The 23731-nt window shown below is 65.9% G+C and carries 24 protein-coding genes; 9 read left to right on the forward strand and 15 right to left on the reverse strand.

The window, feature by feature from the left end; all coding sequences use genetic code 11:
* The 7 genes from AC1DIX_RS03960 to AC1DIX_RS03990 form a co-directional block, all read right to left on the reverse strand.
* On the reverse strand, positions 1–1369 hold a 1369-nt coding region (locus AC1DIX_RS03960), incomplete at its 3' end, for a sigma-54-dependent transcriptional regulator (protein ID WP_477322158.1).
* 3 nt (positions 1370–1372) lie between these two features.
* A complete protein-coding gene (locus AC1DIX_RS03965; protein ID WP_441934651.1) occupies positions 1373–3016 on the reverse strand; it encodes an ATP-binding protein in 1644 nt (547 codons plus the stop codon).
* 5 nt (positions 3017–3021) lie between these two features.
* Complete coding sequence (locus AC1DIX_RS03970) at positions 3022–3312, reverse strand: PP0621 family protein (RefSeq protein WP_477322160.1); 291 nt, start codon at positions 3310–3312, stop codon at positions 3022–3024.
* Positions 3309–4118, reverse strand: a complete 810-nt coding sequence (locus AC1DIX_RS03975; protein ID WP_441934649.1) for a cytochrome C assembly family protein — start codon at positions 4116–4118, stop codon at positions 3309–3311. The genes AC1DIX_RS03970 and AC1DIX_RS03975 overlap by 4 nt, the downstream gene beginning before the upstream one ends.
* 222 nt (positions 4119–4340) lie before the next feature.
* Positions 4341–5135, reverse strand: coding sequence for an ABC transporter ATP-binding protein (locus tag AC1DIX_RS03980; protein WP_477322162.1), 795 nt, complete (start codon positions 5133–5135; stop codon positions 4341–4343).
* Positions 5136–5149: 14 nt separating this feature from the next.
* The gene (locus AC1DIX_RS03985) at positions 5150–5986 is read right to left on the reverse strand and encodes an ABC transporter permease (protein ID WP_477322164.1); all 837 of its coding nucleotides are present in this window, start codon (positions 5984–5986) and stop codon (positions 5150–5152) included.
* A 27-nt stretch (positions 5987–6013) separates the two neighbouring features.
* Positions 6014–6988 (reverse strand): ABC transporter substrate-binding protein, encoded by a 975-nt coding sequence (locus AC1DIX_RS03990; RefSeq protein ID WP_441934646.1) that lies wholly within the window; start codon positions 6986–6988, stop codon positions 6014–6016.
* A gap of 266 nt (positions 6989–7254) precedes the next feature.
* Here AC1DIX_RS03990 and ffh point away from each other — a divergent pair, with 266 nt between their 5' ends.
* Both ffh and AC1DIX_RS04000 read left to right on the forward strand, forming a co-directional pair.
* Positions 7255–8619, forward strand: a complete 1365-nt coding sequence (gene ffh, locus AC1DIX_RS03995; RefSeq protein ID WP_441934645.1) for a signal recognition particle protein — start codon at positions 7255–7257, stop codon at positions 8617–8619.
* A gap of 243 nt (positions 8620–8862) precedes the next feature.
* Complete coding sequence (locus AC1DIX_RS04000; RefSeq protein ID WP_441934644.1) at positions 8863–9255, forward strand: SWIB/MDM2 domain-containing protein; 393 nt, start codon at positions 8863–8865, stop codon at positions 9253–9255.
* A gap of 89 nt (positions 9256–9344) precedes the next feature.
* Here the strand turns inward: AC1DIX_RS04000 and AC1DIX_RS04005 are convergent, their stop codons facing one another.
* From AC1DIX_RS04005 to AC1DIX_RS04015, 3 genes are read right to left on the reverse strand one after another with little or no spacing between them, the layout of a single operon-like run.
* The gene (locus AC1DIX_RS04005) at positions 9345–10727 is read right to left on the reverse strand and encodes an alkaline phosphatase (protein ID WP_477322166.1); all 1383 of its coding nucleotides are present in this window, start codon (positions 10725–10727) and stop codon (positions 9345–9347) included.
* Positions 10728–10746: 19 nt separating this feature from the next.
* A complete protein-coding gene (locus AC1DIX_RS04010; RefSeq protein ID WP_477322168.1) occupies positions 10747–12195 on the reverse strand; it encodes an alkaline phosphatase in 1449 nt (482 codons plus the stop codon).
* 34 nt (positions 12196–12229) lie between these two features.
* The gene (locus AC1DIX_RS04015; protein ID WP_477322170.1) at positions 12230–13003 is read right to left on the reverse strand and encodes a sulfite exporter TauE/SafE family protein; all 774 of its coding nucleotides are present in this window, start codon (positions 13001–13003) and stop codon (positions 12230–12232) included.
* 91 nt (positions 13004–13094) lie between these two features.
* Here AC1DIX_RS04015 and AC1DIX_RS04020 point away from each other — a divergent pair, with 91 nt between their 5' ends.
* Positions 13095–13985, forward strand: a complete 891-nt coding sequence (locus AC1DIX_RS04020; protein WP_477322172.1) for a LysR family transcriptional regulator — start codon at positions 13095–13097, stop codon at positions 13983–13985.
* A 36-nt stretch (positions 13986–14021) separates the two neighbouring features.
* On the opposite strand, the gene AC1DIX_RS04025 is transcribed toward AC1DIX_RS04020, so the two are convergent.
* Entirely contained in the window at positions 14022–14633 is a 612-nt protein-coding gene (locus AC1DIX_RS04025; RefSeq protein WP_441934635.1) for a lytic transglycosylase domain-containing protein, read from the reverse strand.
* Between the two features lie 44 nt (positions 14634–14677).
* Complete coding sequence (locus AC1DIX_RS04030; protein WP_441934633.1) at positions 14678–16402, reverse strand: proline--tRNA ligase; 1725 nt, start codon at positions 16400–16402, stop codon at positions 14678–14680.
* A 209-nt stretch (positions 16403–16611) separates the two neighbouring features.
* On the opposite strand from AC1DIX_RS04030, the gene AC1DIX_RS04035 reads away from it, so the two are divergent.
* The 3 genes from AC1DIX_RS04035 to AC1DIX_RS04045 all read left to right on the forward strand — a co-directional run bounded on the left by AC1DIX_RS04035 (position 16612) and on the right by AC1DIX_RS04045 (position 19506).
* Positions 16612–17316 (forward strand): RNA pyrophosphohydrolase, encoded by a 705-nt coding sequence (locus AC1DIX_RS04035; RefSeq protein ID WP_477250826.1) that lies wholly within the window; start codon positions 16612–16614, stop codon positions 17314–17316.
* A 142-nt stretch (positions 17317–17458) separates the two neighbouring features.
* The gene (locus tag AC1DIX_RS04040; protein WP_477322174.1) at positions 17459–19015 is read left to right on the forward strand and encodes a retroviral-like aspartic protease family protein; all 1557 of its coding nucleotides are present in this window, start codon (positions 17459–17461) and stop codon (positions 19013–19015) included.
* A 65-nt stretch (positions 19016–19080) separates the two neighbouring features.
* Positions 19081–19506, forward strand: a complete 426-nt coding sequence (locus AC1DIX_RS04045) for a DUF1841 family protein (RefSeq protein WP_441934627.1) — start codon at positions 19081–19083, stop codon at positions 19504–19506.
* Positions 19507–19619: 113 nt separating this feature from the next.
* On the opposite strand, the gene AC1DIX_RS04050 is transcribed toward AC1DIX_RS04045, so the two are convergent.
* The gene (locus AC1DIX_RS04050) at positions 19620–19973 is read right to left on the reverse strand and encodes a c-type cytochrome (protein WP_477322176.1); all 354 of its coding nucleotides are present in this window, start codon (positions 19971–19973) and stop codon (positions 19620–19622) included.
* A gap of 12 nt (positions 19974–19985) precedes the next feature.
* Positions 19986–20336: a c-type cytochrome gene (locus tag AC1DIX_RS04055; protein ID WP_477322178.1), complete on the reverse strand. Its 351-nt coding sequence runs from the start codon at positions 20334–20336 to the stop codon at positions 19986–19988.
* A 176-nt stretch (positions 20337–20512) separates the two neighbouring features.
* Between AC1DIX_RS04055 and AC1DIX_RS04060 the strand changes: the two genes are divergently transcribed.
* The 3 genes from AC1DIX_RS04060 to AC1DIX_RS04070 are packed head-to-tail and all read left to right on the forward strand — an operon-like array spanning position 20513 to position 23110.
* Positions 20513–21367, forward strand: a complete 855-nt coding sequence (locus tag AC1DIX_RS04060; protein ID WP_477322181.1) for an AAA family ATPase — start codon at positions 20513–20515, stop codon at positions 21365–21367.
* Positions 21364–21951: a GNAT family N-acetyltransferase gene (locus tag AC1DIX_RS04065; protein WP_441934619.1), complete on the forward strand. Its 588-nt coding sequence runs from the start codon at positions 21364–21366 to the stop codon at positions 21949–21951. Before AC1DIX_RS04060 ends, AC1DIX_RS04065 begins: the two co-directional genes overlap by 4 nt.
* Positions 21941–23110 (forward strand): vWA domain-containing protein, encoded by a 1170-nt coding sequence (locus tag AC1DIX_RS04070; RefSeq protein ID WP_477250830.1) that lies wholly within the window; start codon positions 21941–21943, stop codon positions 23108–23110. Before AC1DIX_RS04065 ends, AC1DIX_RS04070 begins: the two co-directional genes overlap by 11 nt.
* Positions 23111–23140: 30 nt before the next feature.
* On the opposite strand, the gene AC1DIX_RS04075 is transcribed toward AC1DIX_RS04070, so the two are convergent.
* The gene (locus AC1DIX_RS04075; protein ID WP_477322183.1) at positions 23141–23722 is read right to left on the reverse strand and encodes a CPBP family glutamic-type intramembrane protease; all 582 of its coding nucleotides are present in this window, start codon (positions 23720–23722) and stop codon (positions 23141–23143) included.
* Positions 23723–23731 lie beyond the last annotated feature (9 nt).

The raw sequence follows: 23731 nt of genomic DNA on the forward strand, positions 1-23731 counted from the left end.
GGCTGAGGTAGTCCGGCAGGTTGCTGGGCAGCTCGCCGGCGCCCAGGCTCGGCATGCCGGACGGCGTCTCGGCCGGGGCCGGCGCGGCGGGTGCAGCGGGTGCGGCGGGCGCCGCGGCCGGCGGCATGGCGGCCTGCGCTGCCGGCTGCGCAGGCGCTTCCACTGCCGCCGTTTCGCGGACCACAGCGGCGCTTCCCGCATCGAGCAAACGCGCGCCCTTCAGCAGCAGATCGCCGGCCTCGATCACGCCGTCGTCGGCAAAGGCCAGCGCGCGTTCCAGCACATTCTCCAGTTCGCGCACATTGCCGGGAAAGGCATAACCCTGCAGCGCTTCCAGCACGCCGGCGCCGAGGCGCGCATTGCCCGGCCCTGCCAGGCGCGCGAGGATGGCCTCGGTCAGCAGCGGCAGGTCGTCGAGGCGTTCGCGCAGCGGCGGCAGGGTCAGCTCGATCACGTTCAGGCGGTAGAACAGGTCCTGGCGGAACTGGCCGGTCTCGACCAGCCTTCCCAGATCCTTGTGGGTGGCGCTGATGATGCGCACGTCCACCGCTTCCTCGGCGGTGGCGCCGATCTTGCGCACGCGCCGCTCCTGAATCGCGCGCAGCAGCTTGACCTGCATCGCCAGCGGCAGGTCGGCCACCTCGTCCAGCATCAGAGTGCCGCCGTTGGCGGCCTGGAAGAAGCCGTCTCGCTCGTCGGTGGCGCCGGTGAAGGCGCCTTTCCGGTAGCCGAAGAACTCGGCCTCCATCAGCGCTTCGGGAATCGCGCCGCAGTTCACGGCGACGAAGGGCTTGCCGGCGCGCGCGCTCCGGGCGTGGATCTCGCGCGCCGCCAGCTCCTTGCCGCTGCCGGATTCGCCGTTGATGGCGATCGGCGCCTGCGAGCGCGCCAGCCGGCCGATCTGGGCGCGCAGCGCCTGCATCGCCTGCGAGCGGCCGAGCAGGCGCGAATTCCTCCCGTCCTCCCCTTCTCCCGGGGCCGACGGCTGCCCGGCCGGCGCTTCGGACAGGCGCAGCGCCGAGCGCACCATGGTGCGCAGGTCGTCCAGCACCACCGGCTTGGAGACATAATCGAAGGCGCCGGCCTTCAGCGCCACTACCGCGTTCTCGGCGCTGCCGTAGGCGGTGATCACGGCGATCGGCGTGCCGCGCCCCGCGCCGGCGACTTCGCGCACCAGCTCCAGGCCGGTGCCGTCGGGCAGGCGCATGTCGGTCAGCACCAGCGCGTATTCGGTCTGGCCCAGCAGCGCGCGCGCCTCGCGCACGGTGGACGCGCTGTCGACGTCCAGCCCCATCTTGACCAGGGTGATCTCGAGCAGTTCGCGCAGGTCGGCTTCGTCGTCGATTACAAGGATGCGGGGAGAACTCATACTCTATATAGTAAAGGTGATCACGAAGCGTCCCGGCGCATCGAAGCCGGCGGGGCCATCGACCCGGTATTCGTAGTCGAGCATGGCGCCGTTGTTCAGGCACAGCTCGCGCGCCAGGTAGAGCCCCAGGCCGGTGCCCTTGCTCGAGGTGGTATAGAAGGGCTCGAACAGGTGGGCTCTCACCTCGGGCGTGATGCCGGGACCGTCGTCCTGCACGTGCAGCTCGACGCGGCCGGTGGCGTCCAGCACCGGGAACACGCGGATGCTGGCCGGCTTGCCGCTCGCATAGCGTACGGCATTGCCCAGCAGGTTGACCAGCACTTCCCGCAGGTGCAGGCCGTCGAAGCGCACGGTGCGCGGGCCGGCGTCGCCGATGTAGATCATGTGATCGGCCAGGCCATGGGTTTCCGTGAACTCCGCCTTCAGCTCGGCCAGGAAGGCGCCGAGCGGCACCGGCTCGGCGCCCGGCTGCACCTTGCGCGACAGTTTCAGGATGTCCTCGACCATGCGGTTCACGCGCGCCACGTTGTCGCCGACGATGCGCAGCAGCCGGGTCTCGGCCGGTCCGCTCAGGTCTTCGGCCAGCAGCGAGGTCGCGTGGCCGATCGCCGACAGCGGATTCCTCACCTCATGCGCGATGCTGGCCGTCAGGCGGCCCATCGAGGCCAGCTTGAGCTGCTGCGCCTGGTTCTCGATGGCGCTCACGTCCTGCATGAAAATCACGCTGCGCTCGGCCTCGCCGTCCGGGGTGTCGACCCGCGCGAAACGCAGTTTCAGGTGCACCGGCTGGTCGAGGCGGCCGCGCACCGGTCCGGCCGCGTCCTGCCAGCGCTTGACGGTCACGTAGGTTTCGGCCGGTTCGGCCTCGAGCCAGGCCTGGAAGGCCTGCGCCACCGGTTCCAGCGCGGCGATGTCGGCCAGGCGGAAGTCGCTGTCGCTGTCCAGCCCGAGCATGCGGCGCGCCGCCGGGTTGCCGGAAAAGACGAAGCCGTCGCTTCCCACCACCAGGATGCCGTCGCCGGCATCGTCGACCACGATGCGGTTGACCGCCTGCTGGACCCGCAGGTCGGCACCGCGCCTGGCCGCCAGCTCTTCCTGCCCGATCAGGCGCGCCGCCAGCCGGCTCACCACCAGCACCACGGCAAAGAAGACGGCGCCCGTCATCCCGGCCTGGAACAGCGGCGGCTCCTGGTCGCTGATGAAGATCTGGTAAGTGCTTTCGGCCAGCACGAACAGGGTCGCGAGCGAGGCCGAGAACAGCGCCAGGACCAGCGGCGCCAGGATCGCGGCGCCGGCCAGCGGGAACAGGTAGAGCAGTCCGAGTCCGCTGCGGGCGCCGCCGGCGGCCAGGTAGAGCAGCGAGATGACGGTGATGTCGACCAGGATCTGGCAGCACAGCTGCCACAGGAAACGGCGGCGCCAGCGCTGGGTGATGCCGGCGAACAGCAGGGCCGCCAGCACGTAGGCGACGCAGGTCTGGCCATAGACCGCGCCGCCCAGCCGGCTGAAGCCCTGGCCATGGCGCGCATCGACCGCCAGGTAGACCAGCAGCACCAGCGCGATCACGATGCGCGTCGCGTTGAGCGTCTGCAGCGAGCGCCAGAAGGTCTCCCGCGACGCTGCGGACAAGGGCTGCCAGGGCGCCATGCGCCTCAATCGATGCGGGAGGCGGCCGCCTGGCGCGCGTGGGCCTGGCTGCAGTAATCGCGTCCGCCCTCACGAACCGATTCCGAGGCCGGGAAATAGATGCCGCATTGGGCGCAGGAGGTCATGCGCTCGGAGTCCTCGACCTGCGGCCGGGCCGGCGCGCCGGCGGCGGACATGTCGGGCCCCTGCCCCGGCTGCGGKTGATAGGTGCGCGCGGCCACCGCCGCCCGCAGTTTGCTGCGTACCGCCATCACCACCAGGATGATGAGCGCAATCCAGAATAACAGTCGCGTCATACGAACCCCCGGTGCAGAACGACTTCAAGGACAAAACGGCTGCCGACATAGGCCAGCGCCAGGGTAGCGAATCCCGCCAGCGTGAAGCGCAGCGCGGTCTTGCCGCGCCAGCCGCGCCAGCGGCGTCCGGCCAGCAGCGCGGCGAACAGCAGCCACGACAGCAGCGCGAATATATTTTTGTGGTCCCAGCGCAGCGCGCGCCCGAACAGCTGTTCGGAGAACACGATGCCCGACAGGACGGTCAGGCTGAGCAGCACGAAGCCGATGCCGATCATCCGGAACAGCAGCTTTTCCATGGTCAGCAGGGCCGGCAGCTGGTCGATGGCGGCGCCCAGCCAGCCCTTCTTCGCGTTGCGGGTGTGCAGGCGGGTTTCCTGCAGCGCCATCAGCACGGCATGGAAGGCGGCGATGGTGAGCGTGCTGTAGGCCATGATGGCGACCGCGACGTGCCAGCCGAAGGCCGGCGTCTGGGACTGTTCGCTCAGCGAGATGAGGCTGCCCGGGAACAGCGGCGGCAACAGGGCGGCGACCGCCGCGCACGGCATCACCATGCGGCGCATGCCGTCGAGCGCGAAATTGCGGTTCTCGATCCACCAGGCCGCCACCGAAATCCACAAGGCGGCCGACAGCATGAAGGCGAAGCCGACGCGCAGCGCACCGTGGGCCAGCATGTCCGGCCACAGCGCGGCGCCATGCAGCGCCCACGCCAGCGCGGTCACGCCGGACACGACGAAACCCCGCCGCGCCGGCAGCAGGGCACACACCGCGTACAGGATGGCCGCGGCAATGAATAAGGTGGTTTGCATGGGGCGAGTTTACACTATCCGGATCGTTACCACCGTCGTCTCCCGCGAAGTCATCACCGTCGGCCCCGAGAAGTCATCACCGTCGCCCCCGCGAAGTCATCACCGTCGGCCCCGAGAAGTCATCACCGTCGCCCCCGCGAAGGCGGGGGTCCAGGTTTGTTTGCAGAACGCTAGCTTAACTTGGATTCCCGCCTTCGCTGGAACGACGTTACTARTAAACACTTAGTCGACAGCCGCCGACCTCATCTCCGCCTCATGATGCCGCTGCTGCTCTTCCATGACGAGCTGCCCCAGTTCGCGCTTGAGCGCATTGAACTCGGGCGCGGCCGGGTCGCGCATGCGCGGCAGGTCGATCGCCATGTCGCGCTTGACCGTGCCCGGCCGGTAGGTCATCACGACGATGCGGTCGGCCAGGTAGATCGCTTCCTCGATGCTGTGGGTGACGAAGATGACGGTCTTCTTCAGCTCGGCCCAGATGCGCAGCAGCTCGTCCTGCAGGTTGCGGCGGGTCAGCGCGTCGAGGGCGCCGAAGGGTTCATCCATCAGCATGATCGGCGAATCCAGCGCCAGCACGCGCGCGATCGCGACCCGCTGGCGCATGCCGCCCGACAGGTCCTTCGGATAGCGCCTGCCGAAGTCTTCCAGCGACAGCAGTTTCAGGAGCTCGGCCACGCGCGCCGCGACGGCGGGCCTGGCCATGCCCTTGATCTCGAGGCCGAAGCCGACGTTCTGCTCGACCGTCATCCACGGGAACAGCGCGTATTCCTGGAACACCATGCCGCGTTCCGGTCCGGGTCCGGCCACCGGGGCRCCGTCGGCCAGGATCCGGCCTGCGGTCGGCGGGGCGAAGCCGGCGATCGCGTTCAGCAGGGTCGACTTGCCGCAGCCGGACGGGCCGAGCAGGCAGACGAACTGGCCGCGCCGGATCTCGAGGCCGATGTTCTCCAGCGCGACCAAGCGGCGGCCGTCGGTTTCGAACACCTTGCTGACCTGATCAATGACGATATGCGCGCTCACTCGGTGCTCCCCATTCAGTGCTCCAGGCCGCGGTGCCAGCGCAGCAGGTGGTTGTTCAGGCGATTCATGGCCCAGTCGATCGCCAGGCCGAGGAGGCCGATGGTGATCATGCCGGCGATGATCTTGTCCGACCAGAAGTACTCGCGCGCCTCGAGGATGCGGAAACCCAGGCCGTTGTTCACCGCGATCATCTCGGACACGATCACCACGATGAAGGCGGTGCCGACGCCGATCCGCATGCCGGTCAGGATATACGGCACGGCAGCCGGCAGGATCACGCGCAGGAACATGGTGGCGCCGCCGGCGCCGAGGTTGCGGGCGGCGCGCAGGTAGATGCCGTCGACCTGGCGCACCCCGGCGATGGTATTCATCAGCACCGGAAAGAAGGCGCCGATCGCGATCAGGAAGATGGCCGGCGGATTGCCCAGCCCGAACCACAGGATCGACAGCGGGATGTAGGCGATCGGCGGAATCGGGCGCAGCAGCTGCACCAGCGGATTCATCCAGGCGTACACGATGCGGCTGGCGCCCATCGCCAGGCCGAGCGGCAGGGCCAGGCCGGCGCCGACCGCGAAGCCGACCAACACCCGGTACAGGCTGCCGAGCGAATCGATGATCAACTCTCCCGACAGCGCCCACGCCCACCAAGCGCCATCAGGCTTGTTCTCGTGCCAGGTCTTGAAATCCTGCAGCGGCAGCAGATAAGCCACCCACTTGTTCCACACCGCCAGCGGCGACGGCAGGATGTTCGCGTTGACCCATCCCATGCCCGCCACCCACTGCCAGATCCCGATCGCCATGATCGGCACCACCAGGCCGACGGCGATGTCCTGCCAGCTTCTTTTTGCCATCCCGCTCTCCCCGCTCACGCGTGGTGATTACTTGACACCCAGGCCCTTCTTGGCCTCGTCCAGCAGGTCGGTCTTGACCCACTCCCTGGCCGCGGGCGGTTTGGCCATGCGGCCGACGCCGGTCTTGTACATGATGTCGGTCGTGGTCTGGATGTGCTCCGGCGTGATGTCGTAGGTGTAGGACGCGTTATCCATCGCATCGCGGAAATCGTCGCTGGTGATCTGGCCCTTGAACACGACGTCGCGCACGTACTTTTCGGCCAGCGCCGGATCCTTGATGAAGGTGCTGGTGGCCTGCACGAAGCAGCGCATGAATTTCTCGGCCAGCGGACGCTTGGTGGTGTAGAACTTCTCGGTCATCACCATGGTACGCACCGGTTCGCCGATCGGGGTGTCGTAAGGCTTGATGATCTCGGTGCCGAAGCCCTTGTTGATGGCCTGCGAGGATTGCGGTTCGGACTGCATCATGGCGTCGATGTTCTTGCCCAGCAGCGCCTGGTTCAGGTCGGCGTAGGCCAGGAACACCAGCTGCACATCCTTGCCCGGCGCGGCGTCGGCGGTGAGGCCCACCTTCTGCAGCTCGGCCATCAAGAGCACTTCCTGGATGCCGCCGCGGGTCACGCCCACCTTCTTGCCCTTCAGGTCCTTGACGCTCTTGATATTGCTGCCCTGCCCCGCCACCAGGCGCGCGCCGCCCTTGGCGAAGCCGGCGACGACATAAATAGGCGCATTGCCGGCGCGGCCGGAGATCGCCGCTTCCGAGGCCGTGGTGCCGACGTCGATCTCGCCGGCGATGATGGCCTGCATCACATCCAGGCCCTTGGCGAACACGCGCTCCTCGACCTTGATGCCGCACTTCGGTGCGATCTCCTTTATATATGACACCGCGCCATAGTGGGCGAACTTGAGGTTGCCGAGCCGGACGACTTCCTGGGCCTGGGCGCCGCCCGCAGCCAGCAGGGAGGCGATGAGAATGGTCTTGCCGAACGCTTTTACTGTCATTGCTGTCTCTCCGTTATGGTCTGCTTCAATGAACTGCGAACTTGCAATGGCAACGAGGCTATAACGTAGAGCAATACATTGTCAAACAGTACAGTTGCTTACTCAGAAATTCACAAATCCGCCTACCAAGTATCAACGCAGGGCCTTGACTTTTTCGCTTGCGGATCGCCAGGGCAAGGTCTTGACCATCAAAAACATGGCCATACATGCGGTAGAATGGCGGTTTGCGCCCAAACACAATCTAGGTAGATAGGTAGAACACAACCATGCTGGATAACCTGACCCAACGCCTTGCCAAGGTCGTCAAGACGATGCGCGGCGAGGCGCGCCTGACCGAATCGAACACCGCCGAGATGCTGCGCGAAGTGCGCCTGGCCCTGCTCGAGGCGGACGTGGCGCTGCCGGCAGTCCGCGAATTCATCGCCAAAGTGAAGGAAAAAGCGCTGGGCGAAGAGGTCATCGGCTCGCTCTCCCCCGGCCAGGCCCTGGTCGGCGTGGTGCAGAAGGAGCTGGCGGCCCTGATGGGCGCCGACCTCGGCCCCGAGGCGTCCCAGCTCTCGTTCGCCCAGCAGCCGCCGGCGATCATCCTGATGGCCGGCCTGCAGGGTGTGGGTAAGACCACCACCACCGGCAAACTGGCCAAGTACCTGAAAGAGCAGAAGAAGAAGGTGCTGACCGTCTCCGCCGACGTGTACCGCCCCGCCGCGATCGCGCAGCTGGAGTCCGTCACCAAGCAGGTCGGCGCCGACTTCTTCCCGTCTACCGCCAACGACAAGCCGGTCGACATCGCCCTGGCCGCGCTGGACTGGGCCAAGAAGCACTACCACGACGTCCTGATCATCGACACCGCCGGCCGCCTGGCGATCGACGAGGCGATGATGCAGGAGATCGCCGCGGTGCACGCCGCCGTCAAGCCGATCGAGACCCTGTTCGTGGTCGACGCCATGGTCGGCCAGGATGCGATCAACACCGCCAAGGCCTTCAACGAGGCGCTGCCGCTGACCGGCGTGATCCTGACCAAGCTCGATGGCGACTCGCGCGGCGGCGCGGCGCTGTCGGTGCGCCACGTGACCGGCAAGCCGATCAAGTTCGCCGGCGTGTCCGAAAAGCTGGACGGCCTGGAAGCCTTCGATCCGGCCCGCATGGCCAACCGGGTGCTGGGCATGGGCGACATCCTGGCCCTGGTCGAGGAAGCGCGCAAAGGTGTGGACATGCAGGCCGCGGCCGACATGGCCAACAAGATCAAGTCGGGCGGTAAGTTCGACATGAACGACTTCAAGGCCCAGCTGACCCAGATGAAGAAGATGGGCGGCATGGCCGGACTGCTGGACAAGCTCCCGGCCCAGTTCCAGCAGGCGGCAAGCGGCGCCAACATGGACCAGGCCGAAAAGCAGGTGCGCCGCATGTGCGGCATCATCGACTCGATGACCCCGCAGGAACGCGCCAAGCCGGAACTGATCAAGGCCAACCGCAAGCGCCGCATCGCCGCCGGCGCCGGCGTTCAGGTGCAGGAAGTGAACCGCATGCTGACGCAGTACGATCAGATGAACACGATGATGAAGAAGCTCAAAGGCGGTGGCCTGATGAAGATGATGCGCGGGATGAAGGGCATGATGCCCGGAATGCGCTGACCGTCCGTCCCTTTCGGGACCTGTCGAAAGCCGTGCGTGGCAGCCGCTCCGCACGGCTTTTTTGCCTCTTGCGGAGCCCATTTTTCACTCTGGAGCGGCGCGGCTGGCACGATCTGCCATTTTGGGGCTTATAAGAATGAAAAAATTTCGAAAAAGACTTGCACGAACACTAAAACCCTACCAATATAAGCCGGTGCGATTTATTGCGCAATTTTCCACGTGTTCCGTTTAGGAGGCTCGAAGATGGCAACAGCCAAAAAAACCACCGCAGCGCCCGCCAAGAAGGCCGCTGCAAAACCGGCTGCAGCGGCGAAGCCTGCAGCAAAGAAGGCAGCTCCTGCCAAAGCAGCAGCACCGAAAGCAGCAGCGAAGCCGGCAGCAGCACGCAAGCCCAACGCCGCATTCATGAAAGAGATGACCCCGTCGGCGACCCTGGCCGCAGTGGTCGGCGCCAAGCCGCTGCCGCGTACTGAAGTCACCAAGAAAGTCTGGGACTACATCAAGGCCCAGAACCTGCAGGACGCCGCAAACCGCCGCATGATCAACGCCGACGACAAGCTGAAAGCCGTCTTCGGTGGCAAGGCCCAGGTATCGATGTTCGAGATGACCAAGCTGATCTCCGATCACCTCAAATAAAAACGACGACAGGCCGCCCCGCTGGCCGGATACCAAGATGAAAAGCCCTGGTTTTTGCCGGGGCTTTTTGTTTATATATGCGGTGGTCGCTACAGCCCCGCAGCCGCCTTCATCAGATCGAACACCCGCGTATTCTCGATCGTGCCCTTGAACGGCGCCGATCCCGCCCCCACCGCATACAGCTTCACATCCCCGCCGCCATGTCCCTCGCCTGGCAGGCGCACGCCGGCCTCCTGGCGGTAGTCCAGGGCCTGGGCGCGGGCGTCGTCGACGTCGCTGCGCAGCTCCTGGCGATTCGGGCCGCCGCCGTAGACCAGGGTCGTGTAGGTCTTGCCGTCCGCATCCAGCGCCGGCTGGCCGGTCGCGACGTCGCGCACGATGCCGAGGATCGGGTTGCCGCGCTTCGGATAGCCGTTCATCACCATCGTGTGGTCATGGTCGGCCGTCACCACGATCAGGGTGTGCTCCAGGCCGGGGTCGATGCTCCGCATGCGGTCCAGCGCGGCCTGGATCGCGTTGTCGAAGTCGACCACCTCCTCCAGCGCGTTCTTCGCGTTCGAGTCGTGCAGCGCGTGGTCGATCTTGCCGCCTTCGACCATCAGGAAAAAGCCCTTCGGGTTCTTCGACAGCAGCTCGATCGATTTGCTGGTCATCTCGGCCAGGGTCGGCTGGGTGGGCTTGCGCACGGTGGCGTAGTCGAGGTGGCTGTCGGCGTAAATACCCACGAACTTCCGGTTCGGCAGGGCCGACATCATGTCGCCGCGGGTGGCCGCCACGAAGTAGCCGCGGGACTCCAGCTCGGCCAGCAGGTCGCGCCCGTCCGCGCGGCCCTTCGGGTTGGCCTTCGCATCGTAGGGCGTGAAGAAAGGCCGGCCGCCGCCCATCAGGACGTCGACGCCGTCCTTCAGCCTCTCGTTGTAGCCGGCGCCGCCGGGCACGATCTGCTGCGCGATGGTATAGACCGTGTTGCGGTTGCAGACATGGGAAAAGGTCGAGGCCGGGGTCGCGTGGGTCAGCTCGGTGGTGGTGATCGCGCCCACCGAGCGGCCGGCGGCCTTGGCGAGTTCGAGGATGGTCATCGGCGCGCTGCCATTGTTCTCGCCGCAGCGGTCCACGCTCGGGTTGCCGTTGGCGTCCTTGCCCGGCGACTGCGGCTTGGCATCCTTGCGCGAGATCACGTCGTTATTGATTTTCACGCCGGTCATGTAGGCGCCCATCGAAGGCGCGCTGTCGGTCACCATCGCGTCGTTCGAGTAGGTCTTGATGCGCGCGGTGCGGTCCAGGCGCTCGAAGTTCAGCAGCCCCTCTTCCTTGTATTTATAGATGCGCGCGGCCGTGATCGTGGTCGGGCCCATGCCGTCGCCGAGGAAGAAGATGATGTTCTTCGCCTGGGGTGCGGCCAAATTCTGCGCGAAGGCCTGGGTCTGGAATGCGGCTGCCAGCAGCAGCGCGCAGGTGCGGATTGCTTTCATGTGAATCTCCTTGCGCGCCTTACCAGCCGGCCGCCYCTTTGATCAGGGTGAACACGCGGGTGTTGTCGATGGTGCCGCGGAAGACCTCGGCGCCCGCACCCACCGCGCCCAGGTAGACGTCGGCGCCGCCATGGGTCTCGGACTTCATGCGCACCGCCGCTTCCTGGTGGTAGTCGTCGGCGCTGACGATGGCGTCCGTGAGGCCGGCCTGCGAGGCGCGGCTGCCCTGCACCCGGTGCTCGCCGGTGCCGAAGCCGAGGATGGTGTAGGGCGCGCCGTCCTTGTCCAGCTTGACCTTGCCGTCCGGGAGGCTGCGCACCAGGCCCAGCACACCCGGATTGTCCGGCGTGGTCTTGCCGCTGCGCGGCGAATAACCGTTGATCAGCAGTGTGTGGTCATGGTCGGCGGTGGCAACGATCAGGGTGTGCTTCAGGCCCGGATCGGTCTTTTGTACTTCGTCGATCGCGGCTTTCAGCGCGGCGTCGAAGGCCGCGGTTTCCTGCAGCGCGCGCTTGGCGCGGGTGGCGTGCAGCGCGTGGTCGATCAGGCCGCCCTCCACCATCAGGAAGAAGCCTTGATTGCCGCCCTGCGCACTGCGCTGGCCCAGCAGCGAGACCGCCTTGCGCGTCATCTCGGCCAGGCTGGGCTGGCGCGCCGGATCGCGCTCGGCGTCGTAGGCCAGGTCGTCCTGCGCGAACAGGGCGATGGTCGGCAGGCTTGATGGCGCCAGCGCCTTGAGGCTCGCGGCATCGAAGGCCGTGCGGTAGCCACGCGCCTGCAGCTCGGCCAGCAGGTTGCGGCCGTCAAGGCGCTTGCCGCCGCCGGCCGCCGGCTTGAAGTACTGGGCGCCGCCGCCGACGACCAGGTCGATGCCGCCGCCCAGCGCCGTGTTGTAGCCGGCGCCGCCCGGCACCATCATCGCCGCGATCTGGTTCTGCAGTTTGCGGTGGCAGGCGTGGGCATAGGTGGCGGCCGGGGTGGCGTCGGTGACGCTGGTCATGGTGACGATGCCGGTGGCGAGGCCGCGCGCCTTGGCCAGTTCCAGCAGGGTCGGCACCGGCTGGCCGTTCTCACAGCGGCTGGCGCCATCCGCCGCCGGCGCCATCGCGCGGGTGTCGGACGACATCGAGATCACGCCATTGTTCTGCTTCACCCCGGTCATATAGGCCGACATCGAGGCCGCGCTGTCGGTCACCTGGGCATCGTTCGAGTAGGTCTTCACGAAGGCCGATTCGGGCAGCGTGTCGATGGTCAGCTCGCCGCTTTCCCCCACCGCGTAGATGCGGGCGGCGGTCAGGGTGTTGATGCCCATGCCGTCGCCGAGGAAGAAGATCACGTTGCGGGCGCGGTCGATGTCACGGGCCTGCATGGTGGCGGCGCTGGTCGCGGGCGGCGCGCCGGCGCAGCCCGTCAGCACGGCGCCGCCGCAGGCCATCAGCATGGCGGCGGCGAAGGGGGTGAATCGCATGTCTGCTTGCTCCCTGATGAAGAAAGCAAGCAGTCTATCCGAGGAAGGGACGCAGCATCAAATACAGGCCGAGCCCGAGCAGGCCGATGAAGTAGCAGCGGCGGAAGGGTTCGGGACGGATGCGTCCGCGGATCCGCCGGCCGATCGCCATGCCGCCCAGCGCCGGCAGCAGCGCACAGAAGGACAGGCCGGCCTCGCGCAGTTCGAACTGCCCGGCCAGCAGCAGCGAGGCCGCCAGCGCGACGGTCGAGGTGGTGAAGGCCATGCCCAGCGCCTGTGCCAGCAGCTCACGTTCGAGACGCAATCCCCGCAGATAAGGCACGGCCGGGATCACGAACACGCCGGTGGCGGCCGTGACCGCGCCGGTGACGAGGCCCACCACGGGCGAGGCCGCGCGCTCGCCGCTGGGCGGCACGTGCAGCGTGAAGGACGCCAGGCCGGCCGCCGCCACCATCATCAGGGCGCCGCCCAGGGCCGCCACCGCATCCGCGGAAGCGCTGGCCGGCAGCAGCATGCCGCCGACGAGGGTGCCGGCGGCGATTCCGGCCAGCATCGGCCACAGGCGGCGCGCGAGCGGCCCCGCCGAGGGACCTGCCGCCACTTGCCAGGCATTCGTCACCAGCGAAGGCACGACCACTAAAGCGGCTGCGTCGCGCGGCGCCATCATCATCCCCAGCAGGCCGACCACGACCGTCGGCAGACCGAGTCCGGCCACACCCTGGACCAGGCCGGCGAGCAGGAACACCAGGGAAATCAAGGTCAAATCGAAGGCTTCATGTGCGTGTAAGATGGAAAGCAGAGCGTCCATGCCTGGAATTCTGCCCCATCCCGGGCGCTTGCAGAATGAGGGATTACCGCAATGAGCCTTCGGAAATTCCGAAGGCTAAACGAGAGAGGCTATGAGATTTGACCTGGTCGACATGCAGCTGTTCCTGCACGTGGTGGAAGCCGGCAGCATCACCGGCGGCGCCGCGCGCGCCCACCTGTCGCTGGCTTCCTGCAGCGAGCGCATCCACAGCATGGAGGAAACGCTGGGGGTGCCGCTGCTGCTGCGCGGACGGCGCGGGGTGAGTCCGACGCCGGCCGGCGAGGCCCTGGTGAGGCATGCGCGCCTGGTGTTCCAGCAGCTGGAGCGCATGCGCGCCGAGCTGGGCGACCATGCCCAGGGCCTGAAGGGCACGGTGCGGCTGCTGTGCAATACGGCCTCGCTGAGCGAGTACCTGCCGGACGCACTGGCCGGCTTTTTGGCGCGCCACGCCCACGTCGACGTCGAACTCGAAGAGCGCGCCAGCCACGAGGTGGCGAAGGCTGTGCGTGAAGGCGCAGCGGACCTCGGCATCCTGTCGGACGCGGTCGACCTCTCGCAGCTGGAGAGCTTCCCCTTCCGCACCGACCGCCTGGTGGCGGTGGCCACGCCGGCGCTGGCGGAGGTGCTGTCGCCGGACGGCCGCCCGGTGGCCTTCGCGCGCCTGGCCGATTTCGACCAGGTCGGCCTGGCCGGCGACAGCGCCCTGTCCAGCTACCTGGAGCTGCAGGCGCGGCGTCTCGGGCGCACGCTGCATACGCGGGTGCGCCTGCGCGGCCTCGAGGCGGTCTGCAGGATGGTGGAGGCAGGGGTCGGGATCGGCATCGTGCCCGAACCGGCGGCGCGGCGCTGCGCGCAGACGATGACGATCGCGGTGCTGGAGCTGGCGGATGCGTGGGCGCTGCGGCAGCTGGCGATTTGCGTGCGCAGTTTCGATGATTTGCCGCGGCATGCGCAGCAATTGGTGGATGCATTACGGGCGTGAGCGCGGGTGGAGACCGCCCACGCAATCACATGCGAATCAGTTCAACGCGATGGCCGTCGCGGCCGCCGGCTTGAACTCCCAATTCTTCCACGCCGCCAGCACCGCATTCGGATACTCCGGCCGGCCGCGGCTGCCGTTGTAGCGGCCCAGCGCCAGATACAGGTTGCCGCCTTCCATGTCGATGTACATGCGCAGGATCGAGCAGCCGTAGCGCAGGTTGGTCTGCATGTCGAACAGGGCGCGGCGGTTGGAGTCGCCGATCACCCTGGTCCAGAACGGCATCACCTGCATGTAGCCGCGCGCGCCGACGATCGACACCGCGTACTTGCGGTAGGCCGACTCCACCTGGATCAGGCCCAGCACCAGCCCCGGATCGAGGCCGGCGCGGGTCGCTTCGTACCAGGCCGACTCGAGGAACTCGGTGCGGACCTGGTCGTCCGGCAGGCGGCGCTTCAGGCGCGCCGACATCGCGTCGAACCACTGCCGGTAGCGCCCCTGGGCGGCGGCGTCGCGGAACACCGGTTTCGGCGGGCGCCCGTCGCGGATCGCCCGTTCGAGCGCCAGCCGGACCGAATCGGCCAGCGCTTCTTCCTTCTGGTTGCCGGCGTAAGCCGCGCCGCTGCTCATCAGTGCAGCGGCAGCAAGCATGGAGCCGAGCCAGGCCGAAGCCCGGCTTGCAAAACGGGCCGGCATCACTTGGCCAGTTTGCCTTTGACGAAGGCGACCATGTCGGCGGCGGGCACGGAGCTCGCTTCGGCATCGCGGCGGCCCTGGTATTCCAGGTTGCCTTCCTTGAGACCGCGCTCGCCGATCACCACGCGGTGCGGCACGCCCACCAGTTCCCAGTCGGCGAACATGGCGCCCGGACGCAGGCCGCGGTCGTCGACGATGACGTCGATGCCGGCCGCCTGCAGTTCGGCGTACAGGCGGTCGGTCTCCGCCTTCACCAGTTCGCTGCGGTCGTAGCCCATCGGGCACAGCACCAGCTCGAAGGGTGCGATCGCGTCCGGCCAGACGATGCCCTTGTCGTCGAAGTTCTGCTCGATCGCCGCGCCCAGGATGCGGGTCACGCCGATGCCGTAGCAGCCCATCTGCATCGGTACCGGCTGGCCCTTTTCGTCCAGGTAGACGCAGTTCATCGCGGCGGAGTAGGCGGTACCGAGCTGGAATACGTGGCCCACTTCGATGCCGCGCTCGATCGCCAGCACGCCCTTGCCGTCCGGCGAAGCGTCGCCTTCGACCACGTTGCGCAGGTCGGCGACGATCGGCTCGGCGACGTCGCGGCCCCAGTTGGCGCCGCTCAGGTGGTAATCGGCCTCGTTGGCGCCGCAGACGAAATCGGCCATGTTGGCGACGGTGCGGTCGGCCACGACCTTGACCGGCTGCTTCGTATTGATCGGACCGAGGTAGCCCGGCACGGTGCCGTAGGCTTCCTGGATTTCGGCTTCGCTGGCGAAGCGGAAATCCTTCAGGCCCGGAACCTTCGACACCTTGACTTCGTTCAGCTCATGGTCGGCGCGCAGCAGCAGCAGCCAGTTTTCCTTGGTCCCATCTTCCTTTTCGACCGTCAGCGCGATCGACTTGACGTTCTGTTCCAGCGGGATGCCGAGCAGCTTGGCCACGCCTTCGCACTTGGTGGTGTTGGGCGTGGAGACCTTGGTCAGCGGCTGGGTTGCGGCGGCGCGCGCAGCGATCAGCGGCAGTGCCTCGGCCGCTTCCATATTCGCGGCGTAATCGGAGGTCGGGCAGTAGACCAGCGCGTCCTCGCCGGTGCTGGCGATCACGTGGAATTCGTGCGAGCCGGTGCCGCCGATGGCGCCGTTGTCCGCCGCCACCGCGCGGAACTTCAGGCCGAAGCGGGTGAAGATCTTCACGTAGGCGTCGAACATGGTCTGGTAGGAGACCTGCATGCCCTCGACGTCGCGGTCGAAGGAATAGGCATCCTTCATGGTGAACTCGCGGCCGCGCATCAGGCCGAAGCGCGGACGGCGCTCGTCGCGGAACTTGGTCTGGACGTGATAGAAGTTCACCGGCAGCTGGCGGTAGCTCTTGATCTCGGTGCGCACCACGTCGGTCACGACTTCTTCCGAGGTCGGCTGCAGGGCGAAGTCGCGGCCATGGCGGTCCTTGAGGCGCAGCAGTTCAGGCCCCATCTTGTCCCAGCGGCCCGTCTCTTGCCACAGTTCGGCCGGCTGCACCAGCGGCATCAGCAGCTCGATACCGCCGGCCTTGTTCATTTCTTCACGGATGATGGCCTCGACCTTGCGGATCACACGCAGGCCCAGCGGCATGTAGGTATAGATGCCGGAGCCGAGGCGCTTGATCATCCCGGCCCGCATCATCAGCTTGTGGCTGACGATCTCGGCGTCGGAAGGCGCTTCTTTGAGCGTTGAAATAAAAAATCGAGAGGCACGCATATCGATGAATTCTTTTTAAAAAGAGAGGGTTATAATCAACCTAATTTTAAAGGATTAGCTGGCCGATGCATCCAATCTTTATACAAATGGCTCTGAAAGAAGTGGTGCATGCCGTTGTTCCGACGCGAGTTAACGGCAGAGGCACCTGAGCTGTAAGTAAAAATACAAGAGACAAGAGCAAAAGCTGGCAGAAAGTTTCGAGGTGAATCATGCTCGATCGTGAAGGGTTTCGCCCCAACGTCGGCATCATCCTGCTGAACGCCAACAACGAGGTGTGGTGGGGCAAACGGGTGCGCGAGCACTCGTGGCAGTTTCCGCAAGGGGGTATCAAATACGGCGAGACGCCGGAACAGGCGATGTACCGCGAGCTCGAGGAAGAGATCGGCCTGCGCCAGGAGCACGTCAAGATCGTGGGTCGCACCCGCGACTGGCTGCGCTATGAGGTCCCGGATCACTTCATCAAGCGCGAAGTGCGTGGTCACTATCGTGGCCAGAAGCAGATCTGGTTCCTGTTGCGCATGGTCGCCCGCGACAATGACGTCAACCTGCGCCTGACCGACCACCCCGAATTCGATGCCTGGCGCTGGCACGACTACTGGGTGCCGCTGGACGTGGTCATCGAGTTCAAGCGCGATGTCTACCAGCGTGCGCTGCAGGAACTGTCGCGCTTCCTCACCTGGCCGTCCAACGGCCAGGGCGAACGCCGCCACAGCTCGCGCTACCTGCGCCAGCCGCACGAGCGGCGCGGCAATGGCGGGAATGGCGGTAGTGGCAACACGGGAAATGCCGGCAACGTTCAGCCAGGCAATAGGCAGTCCGCCAACGCCAGCAACAAGGTGGTGGTCGCTGCCAGCAAGGCGATCGCCGATGCGGTGGGAAGTTCTCAATTGGTGCTTGCGCGCGACAAAGAGTAATCAAAAGTAGCGCAAAAGCAACAACCTGGAAGGCAAGTACGTCGTTTTATCGGCGCACTTGCCTTTTTGCATTTTTTTCTTGCAATATTTACAAACTTGCGCAGTAGAATCACCAGCATTGCTCCTCAACAGAAAGACAATAATGATGCCGCTGAAACGTGCCCTGCTGCCACTGGCCTGCGCACTGCTCCTGAATCCGCTGGCCCGCGCCGGCGACGCTCCGCGCTGTACCTATGTCGAGGTCGCCGACATGCCGCTCAAGTATGTCGGCCAGGGCCTGGTGCCGGCGGTCGACGGCGTGATCGACGGCGCGCCCGCGGTCATGCTGGTCGACACCGGCGCCTTCGACACCCAGCTGACCATGAACGCCGTCGCCAAGCGCGACCTGGTCATGCACATGACGGGACGCTACGTCGAAGGCATCGGCGGCAGCTCGCGGCTGTACGCGGCCCGCATCGGCGAATTCGCGATCGGCCCGGTGAAGAGTTCCAGGAAGCGCCTGGACCTGTACGTGATCGGCGAGACCACCTTCACGCCGGCTTTCGACGCCCTGGTCGGCGCGCCTTTCCTGCTGCAGGCCGACATGGAATTCGACCTGCGCGCCAAGCACATGAAGTTCTTCCGCCCGCAGAACTGCGACCGCGACACCCCGCTCAACTACTGGAAGGAAGAGACGGTCGTCCTGCCCTTCGAGTTCAGCCGCAGCGACAGCCCGAATCCGCACTTCACGGTGCTCGTCAACGGCAAGGAGCTGGACGCCATGATCGATACCGGCGCGGCCAACAGCTTCCTGACACTGAGGGGCGCCAAGAAGCTCGGCATCGACGTCAAGGCTGCGGACGTGACGCGGCTGGGCGATACCGGCGGCGTCGGCTCGGACCGCGCCTCGCACTGGACCGCGCCGGTCAAGTCGGTGCAGATCGGCGGCGAGACCATCGGCGGCGCGGAGCTCAGCATCGTCGACGTCCAGAGCCAGCTCGAGGCCGAGCTCCTGCTGGGCCAGGATTTCCTGCGCGCCCACCGCGTATTGTTCGCGATGAGCCAGCGCAAGCTCTACATCGCCTACCTCGGCGGCGACGTGTTCTCGCGCCGCACCGGCCTCGAACCGTGGATGCTGCAGGAGGCCGACGGCGGCAATGCCGACGCCCAATACGCGCTGGCCTATATGCTCAACACCGGCCGCGGCGCCCCGCGCGACCCTAAACAGGCCCAGTCCTGGCTGGAAAAAGCCGCCGCGGCCGGCCAGCCGAACGCCAACCTCAATTTCGGACGCCAGCAGATGCTGCACGGGAAAGTCGACGAGGCGATCCCGAAGCTGCGCGCCGCCCTCGACCAGCTGCCTGCCGAGCGCTTCGGCCCGCTGTGGCTGTACAACGCCCGCGTGCGCAAGGGCCAGGCCGAGCTGGCGAAGACCGAACTGGCCGCCAGCGTGAAAAAGCAGCGCAACGACGACTGGCCGGCGCCGATCGCCGACTTCTACCTCGGCAAACTGGACCAGGCCGGCCTGCTCGAGATCGCCGCCAAGGACAAGCAGGCCGCGCATGCGCGCACCTGCATGGCGACCTCCTACATGGCCGAATGGCATGCCGCGCGCGAGGAAAAGCCGCAGGCCGAGGCGCTGCTGGCGAAACTGCACGCCGAGTGCCGCCCGGCGAAACCGGCGGCGCCGGTGGCGCCACCGCCAACCGCCGCTCCCTGAGCCGGCAAACGCGAGAAAAGCAGGCGCGCTACAATGGCGCCTGCTTTCCTTTCTGCGACCCCACCATGTTCACCCCCTCCTCCAACGATGTGCGCCGCTTCTTCTGCGAAGCCTGGCGCAAGCGCCGCGCCAACGAAATCCTGACCCCGATGGATGCGATCGCGGCCGACTGGATCGACCAGCATCCGGAATACCACGACGCCCTGCTCGACGCCGACGAGGCCGTGGCGCGCGACTACTCGGTCGAAGGCGGCCAGCCGAATCCCTTCCTGCACCTGTCGATGCACCTGTCGATCGCCGAACAGGTCTCGATCGACCAGCCGCGCGGCATCAAGGCGGCCCACGATGCCCTTGCGGCCCGCATCGGCGAGCACGATGCGCACCACGACATCATGGAGTGCCTGGGCGAGATGATGTGGACCTCGCAGCGCAGCGGGCTGCCGCCGGATGCGGAAGCCTATATCGACTGCGTGCGCAAGCGCGTCCGCTGAAACAAGTTCAATCCAGCTTGTCGTCGGCCACGCGGTGAGCGGCAGCGCCAAAAAACAAAGTCCGCCGGCATGGGCCGGCGGACCAGAGAGACCGCTAGTTTACTTGGCAGCGCTTATTTGCGAACGACCAGCGGCCCCGGAAGGCTTTGCAGGTAGGCGGCGATATCGGCCTTGTCGCGGTCCGACAGCGGCTGGGCCATGCCGGCCATGATCGGATTGTTACGGCCATTCATGACCTTGTCGCCGCGCTGGTAGGCGGTGAGCGCATGCACCAGGTAGTCGGCATGCTGGCCGGCCAGCTTCGGATAGCTCGGGTCGATCGGGCTCTTGTAGTCGGCGCCGTGGCAGGAGGCGCAGTTGTATTTCTTGGCCAGTTCGGCGCCGCGCGCGGTATCGCCGCTGGCGAAGGCGGACGCGGACACCATCAGTGCCGCGGCGCTGGACAGGGCTAGGATCAGTTTATTCATGGCGTCCCCGGCTCATTTGGTGGGCGTGGCGGCCGACTGCTGCGAATAGTACGCGGCGATGTCGGCGATGTCCTGGTCCGACAGCACCCTGGCGGTCGGCGTCATTTGCGGATGCTTGCGGTCGCCCTTCTTGTAGGCTTGCAGCGCGGCTTCGATGTATTTGGCGGACTGGCCGCCGATCATCGGCACCTGGTAGACCTCGGGGAAGGCGGTCTTGTACTCGGGGATGCCGTGGCAACCGATACATTGCTCAATCTTGTTCGGTGCGGCTTTCGGGTTGGCGACGATCTCTGCGGCGCCGGCTGCACTGGCCATCACGGCTCCGGCGGCGGCAAGCAACAGTACAGCTAATGGTTTTCTCATGATTGCACAATCGTATGGTTGAATTGTATACCGCAACTGCTCAAAAACTTAGCAAATGTACTACGAATAGCCGATTCTATATGAAGAATATGGCTCAGTCTACAAAGCAACAATTCAGCGGTGGCGATGCAACTGTCATATACTCGATGTCACTTCCCCATCACCTTGAACGTCCCATGCACGCAACCCAACGTTTCGAAGGCAGCGACACCTACGTCGCCACCGATGACCTGAAACTGGCCGTGAACGCCGCCCTCACCCTGGCCCGCCCGCTGCTGATCAAGGGCGAGCCCGGCACCGGCAAGACCATGCTGGCCGAAGAAGTGGCCGCGGCGCTCGACATGCCGCTGCTGCAGTGGCACATCAAATCGACCACCAAGGCGCAGCAGGGCCTGTACGAATACGACGCCGTCTCGCGCCTGCGCGATTCCCAGCTGGGCGACGAGCGCGTGCGCGACATCCACAACTACATCGTCAAGGGCGTGCTGTGGCAGGCCTTCACGGCGCCCGAGCCGGTGGTGCTGCTGATCGACGAGATCGACAAGGCCGACATCGAATTCCCGAACGACCTGCTGCGCGAACTCGACCGCATGGAGTTCTACGTCTACGAAACGCGCGAGATGGTGGTGGCCAGGCACCGTCCGCTGGTGATCATCACCTCGAACAACGAGAAGGAGCTGCCGGACGCCTTCCTGCGCCGCTGCTTCTTCCACTACATCAAGTTCCCGGACCGCGAGACGATGGCGGACATCGTCAACGTCCACTATCCGAACCTGAAGCAGGAACTGCTGGCCGCCGCGCTGGAGAACTTCTACCAGCTGCGCGAGGTGGCGGGCCTGAAGAAGAAGCCGTCGACCTCCGAATTCCTCGACTGGCTCAAGCTCCTGCTGGCCGAGGACATCCCGCTCGAGGCCCTGCGCAGCGGGGACTCCCGGACCATCGTGCCGCCGCTGCACGGCGCGCTCCTGAAGAACGAGCAGGACGTCCACCTGTTCGAGCGCCTGGTGGCGATGGCGAGGCACAACCGATGATCCGCGTCGATCCCGCCACCCTCGAATTCAACGGCGTGCGGCTGGAGCCGCTGGCCCTGCACCACGTCGACGGCCTGCGCGCCGCCGCCGCGGACGGAGAATTGTGGAACCTGCGCATCACCTCGGTTCCGGCGCCGGACGAGACGGAACAGTACATCCGCACCGCGCTGGAGATGGACAACCGGCGCGCCTTCGCCGTGATCGACGTGCCGACCGGTGCCGTGATCGGCTCGACCAGCTACCACGACATCGTCGCGGCCATCGACCGCGTCGAGATCGGCTACACCTGGTATGCGAAGAGCCGCCAGCGCAGCCACGTCAACACCAGCTGCAAGCTGATGCTGCTCTCGCATGCCTTCGACATGCTCGGCTGCGCGGTGGTCGGCCTGCGCACCGATAACTTCAACCACGCCTCGCAGGCGGCGATCGAGCGCCTCGGCGCAAAGAAGGATGGCGTACTCCGCCACCACGGGCCGCGCCGCGACGGCACCGTGCGCGACACGGTCATGTACAGCATCCTGCGCGGCGAGTGGCCCGAGATCAAGTCGCAGCTGCACTACCGGCTGAGCAGGCATGCTGATTGATTTCTTCTTCACCCTGCGCGACGCCAGGGTGCCGGTCACGATCAAGGAATTCCTGACGCTGCTCGAAGCGCTGGAAAAACAGGTGATCGCGCCCTCGCTCGACGAGTTTTATTACCTGTCGCGCCTGGTGCTGGTGAAGGACGAAGCCCACTTCGACAAGTTCGACAAGGCCTTCGGCGCCTATTTCAAGGGCATCGAGACGGTGTTCGACACCAAAGCCGACATCCCGCTCGACTGGCTGATCAAGCGCCTGGAGCGCGAGCTGACGCCGGAGCAGAAGGCCGAGCTGCAGAAGCTCGGCTACGACAAATTGATGAACCGCCTGGCCGAGCTGCTGAAGGAGCAGAAAGAGCGCCACGAGGGCGGGAACAAATGGATAGGCACCGGCGGCACCTCCCCCTTCGGCAACGGCGGCACCAATCCGGAAGGAATCCGCATCGGCGGCAAGAGCAGGAACCGCAGCGCCGTGAAAGTGTGGGAGCAGCGCGAATACAAGGACTACGATGGCGAGCGCGAACTGGGCGTCCGCAACATCAAGGTGGCGCTGCGCCGCCTGCGCCGCTTCGCCCGCCTAGGTGCCGCCGAAGAACTGGCGCTGGACGACACGATCCGCTCGACCGCCAACAACGCCGGCTGGCTCGACATCAAGATGCAGCCCGAGCGCAAGAACCGCATCAAGGTGCTGATGCTGCTGGACGTCGGCGGTACCATGGACGACCACATCGAGCGCACCGAGGAACTGTTCTCGGCGGCGAAGACCGAATTCAAGAACATGGAGTTCTTCTACTTCCACAACTGCGTCTACGACTACCTGTGGAAGAACAACCGGCGCCGCAGCTCGGAGCGCTTCCCGACCTGGGAGGTGCTGCGCAAATACCCGCCCGATACCCGCGTGATCTTCGTCGGCGACGCCACCATGAGTCCCTACGAGGTGCTGGCCCCGGGCGGATCAAGCGAATACAACAACGAGGAAGCGGGCGCCGAATGGCTGGCGCGCTTCTGCAACGCCTTCCCGAAATTCGCCTGGCTGAATCCTGAGCCGGAAAGCCTGTGGCAGTACCGGCAGTCGATTGCCGTCATCAAGCAGATCATGAATAACCGGATGTTTCCGGTGACGATAGATGGGCTGGAGCGGGCGATGCGCCTGCTGAGCAAATAAGGTCCGCGTGGGCGCGGGGTGCCTACCCTACTAACGAATCGCGGCTCGAACGATCATCAAGCCCACGATATCGATCCACGCATGCACCAGCATCGAAGCCAGCAGGCCGACACGCTGGAACACGAAGCCCAGCACCACGCTGCCGACGAACACGCCGGCCGCCTGCGCCAGCGCGGCGCCATCCAGCTTGCGGAAGCGGTACACCGGCACGTGCGTGACCAGGAACAGCAGCGAGACGATCCACACGCCCAGCAGCGGCTGCAGGGCCGCGCGGAACAGCATCTCTTCGCCGATCGCGGCGGCGATGCTGATCCACAGCGGGTTCAGGCCGCCCAGGTCGAGCTTGGCATAGCTCTCGATGGTGCGGGCGCTGGAGGCCGAGTTGGCGGTCATGCGGAACAGCAGCCATGACACGCTGGCGGCGAGCAGCGCCAGCACCTGGCCGACCAGCAGCTGGGTCAGCGGCCCAAGCGGACGGCTGAACAGTTCCAGCGGATGCGGCCGGCCGAACCAGATGATGGGGGCGGCGATCAGGCAGAAGACCAGGCAGGTCAGCAATTGGGAAGCGAGGCGGATCGGGGCGCGCGGTGCGGTCTGTGGAGCTTGGGTCATCCCGCCATT

The organism is Massilia sp. 05N420, assembly GCF_056397205.1.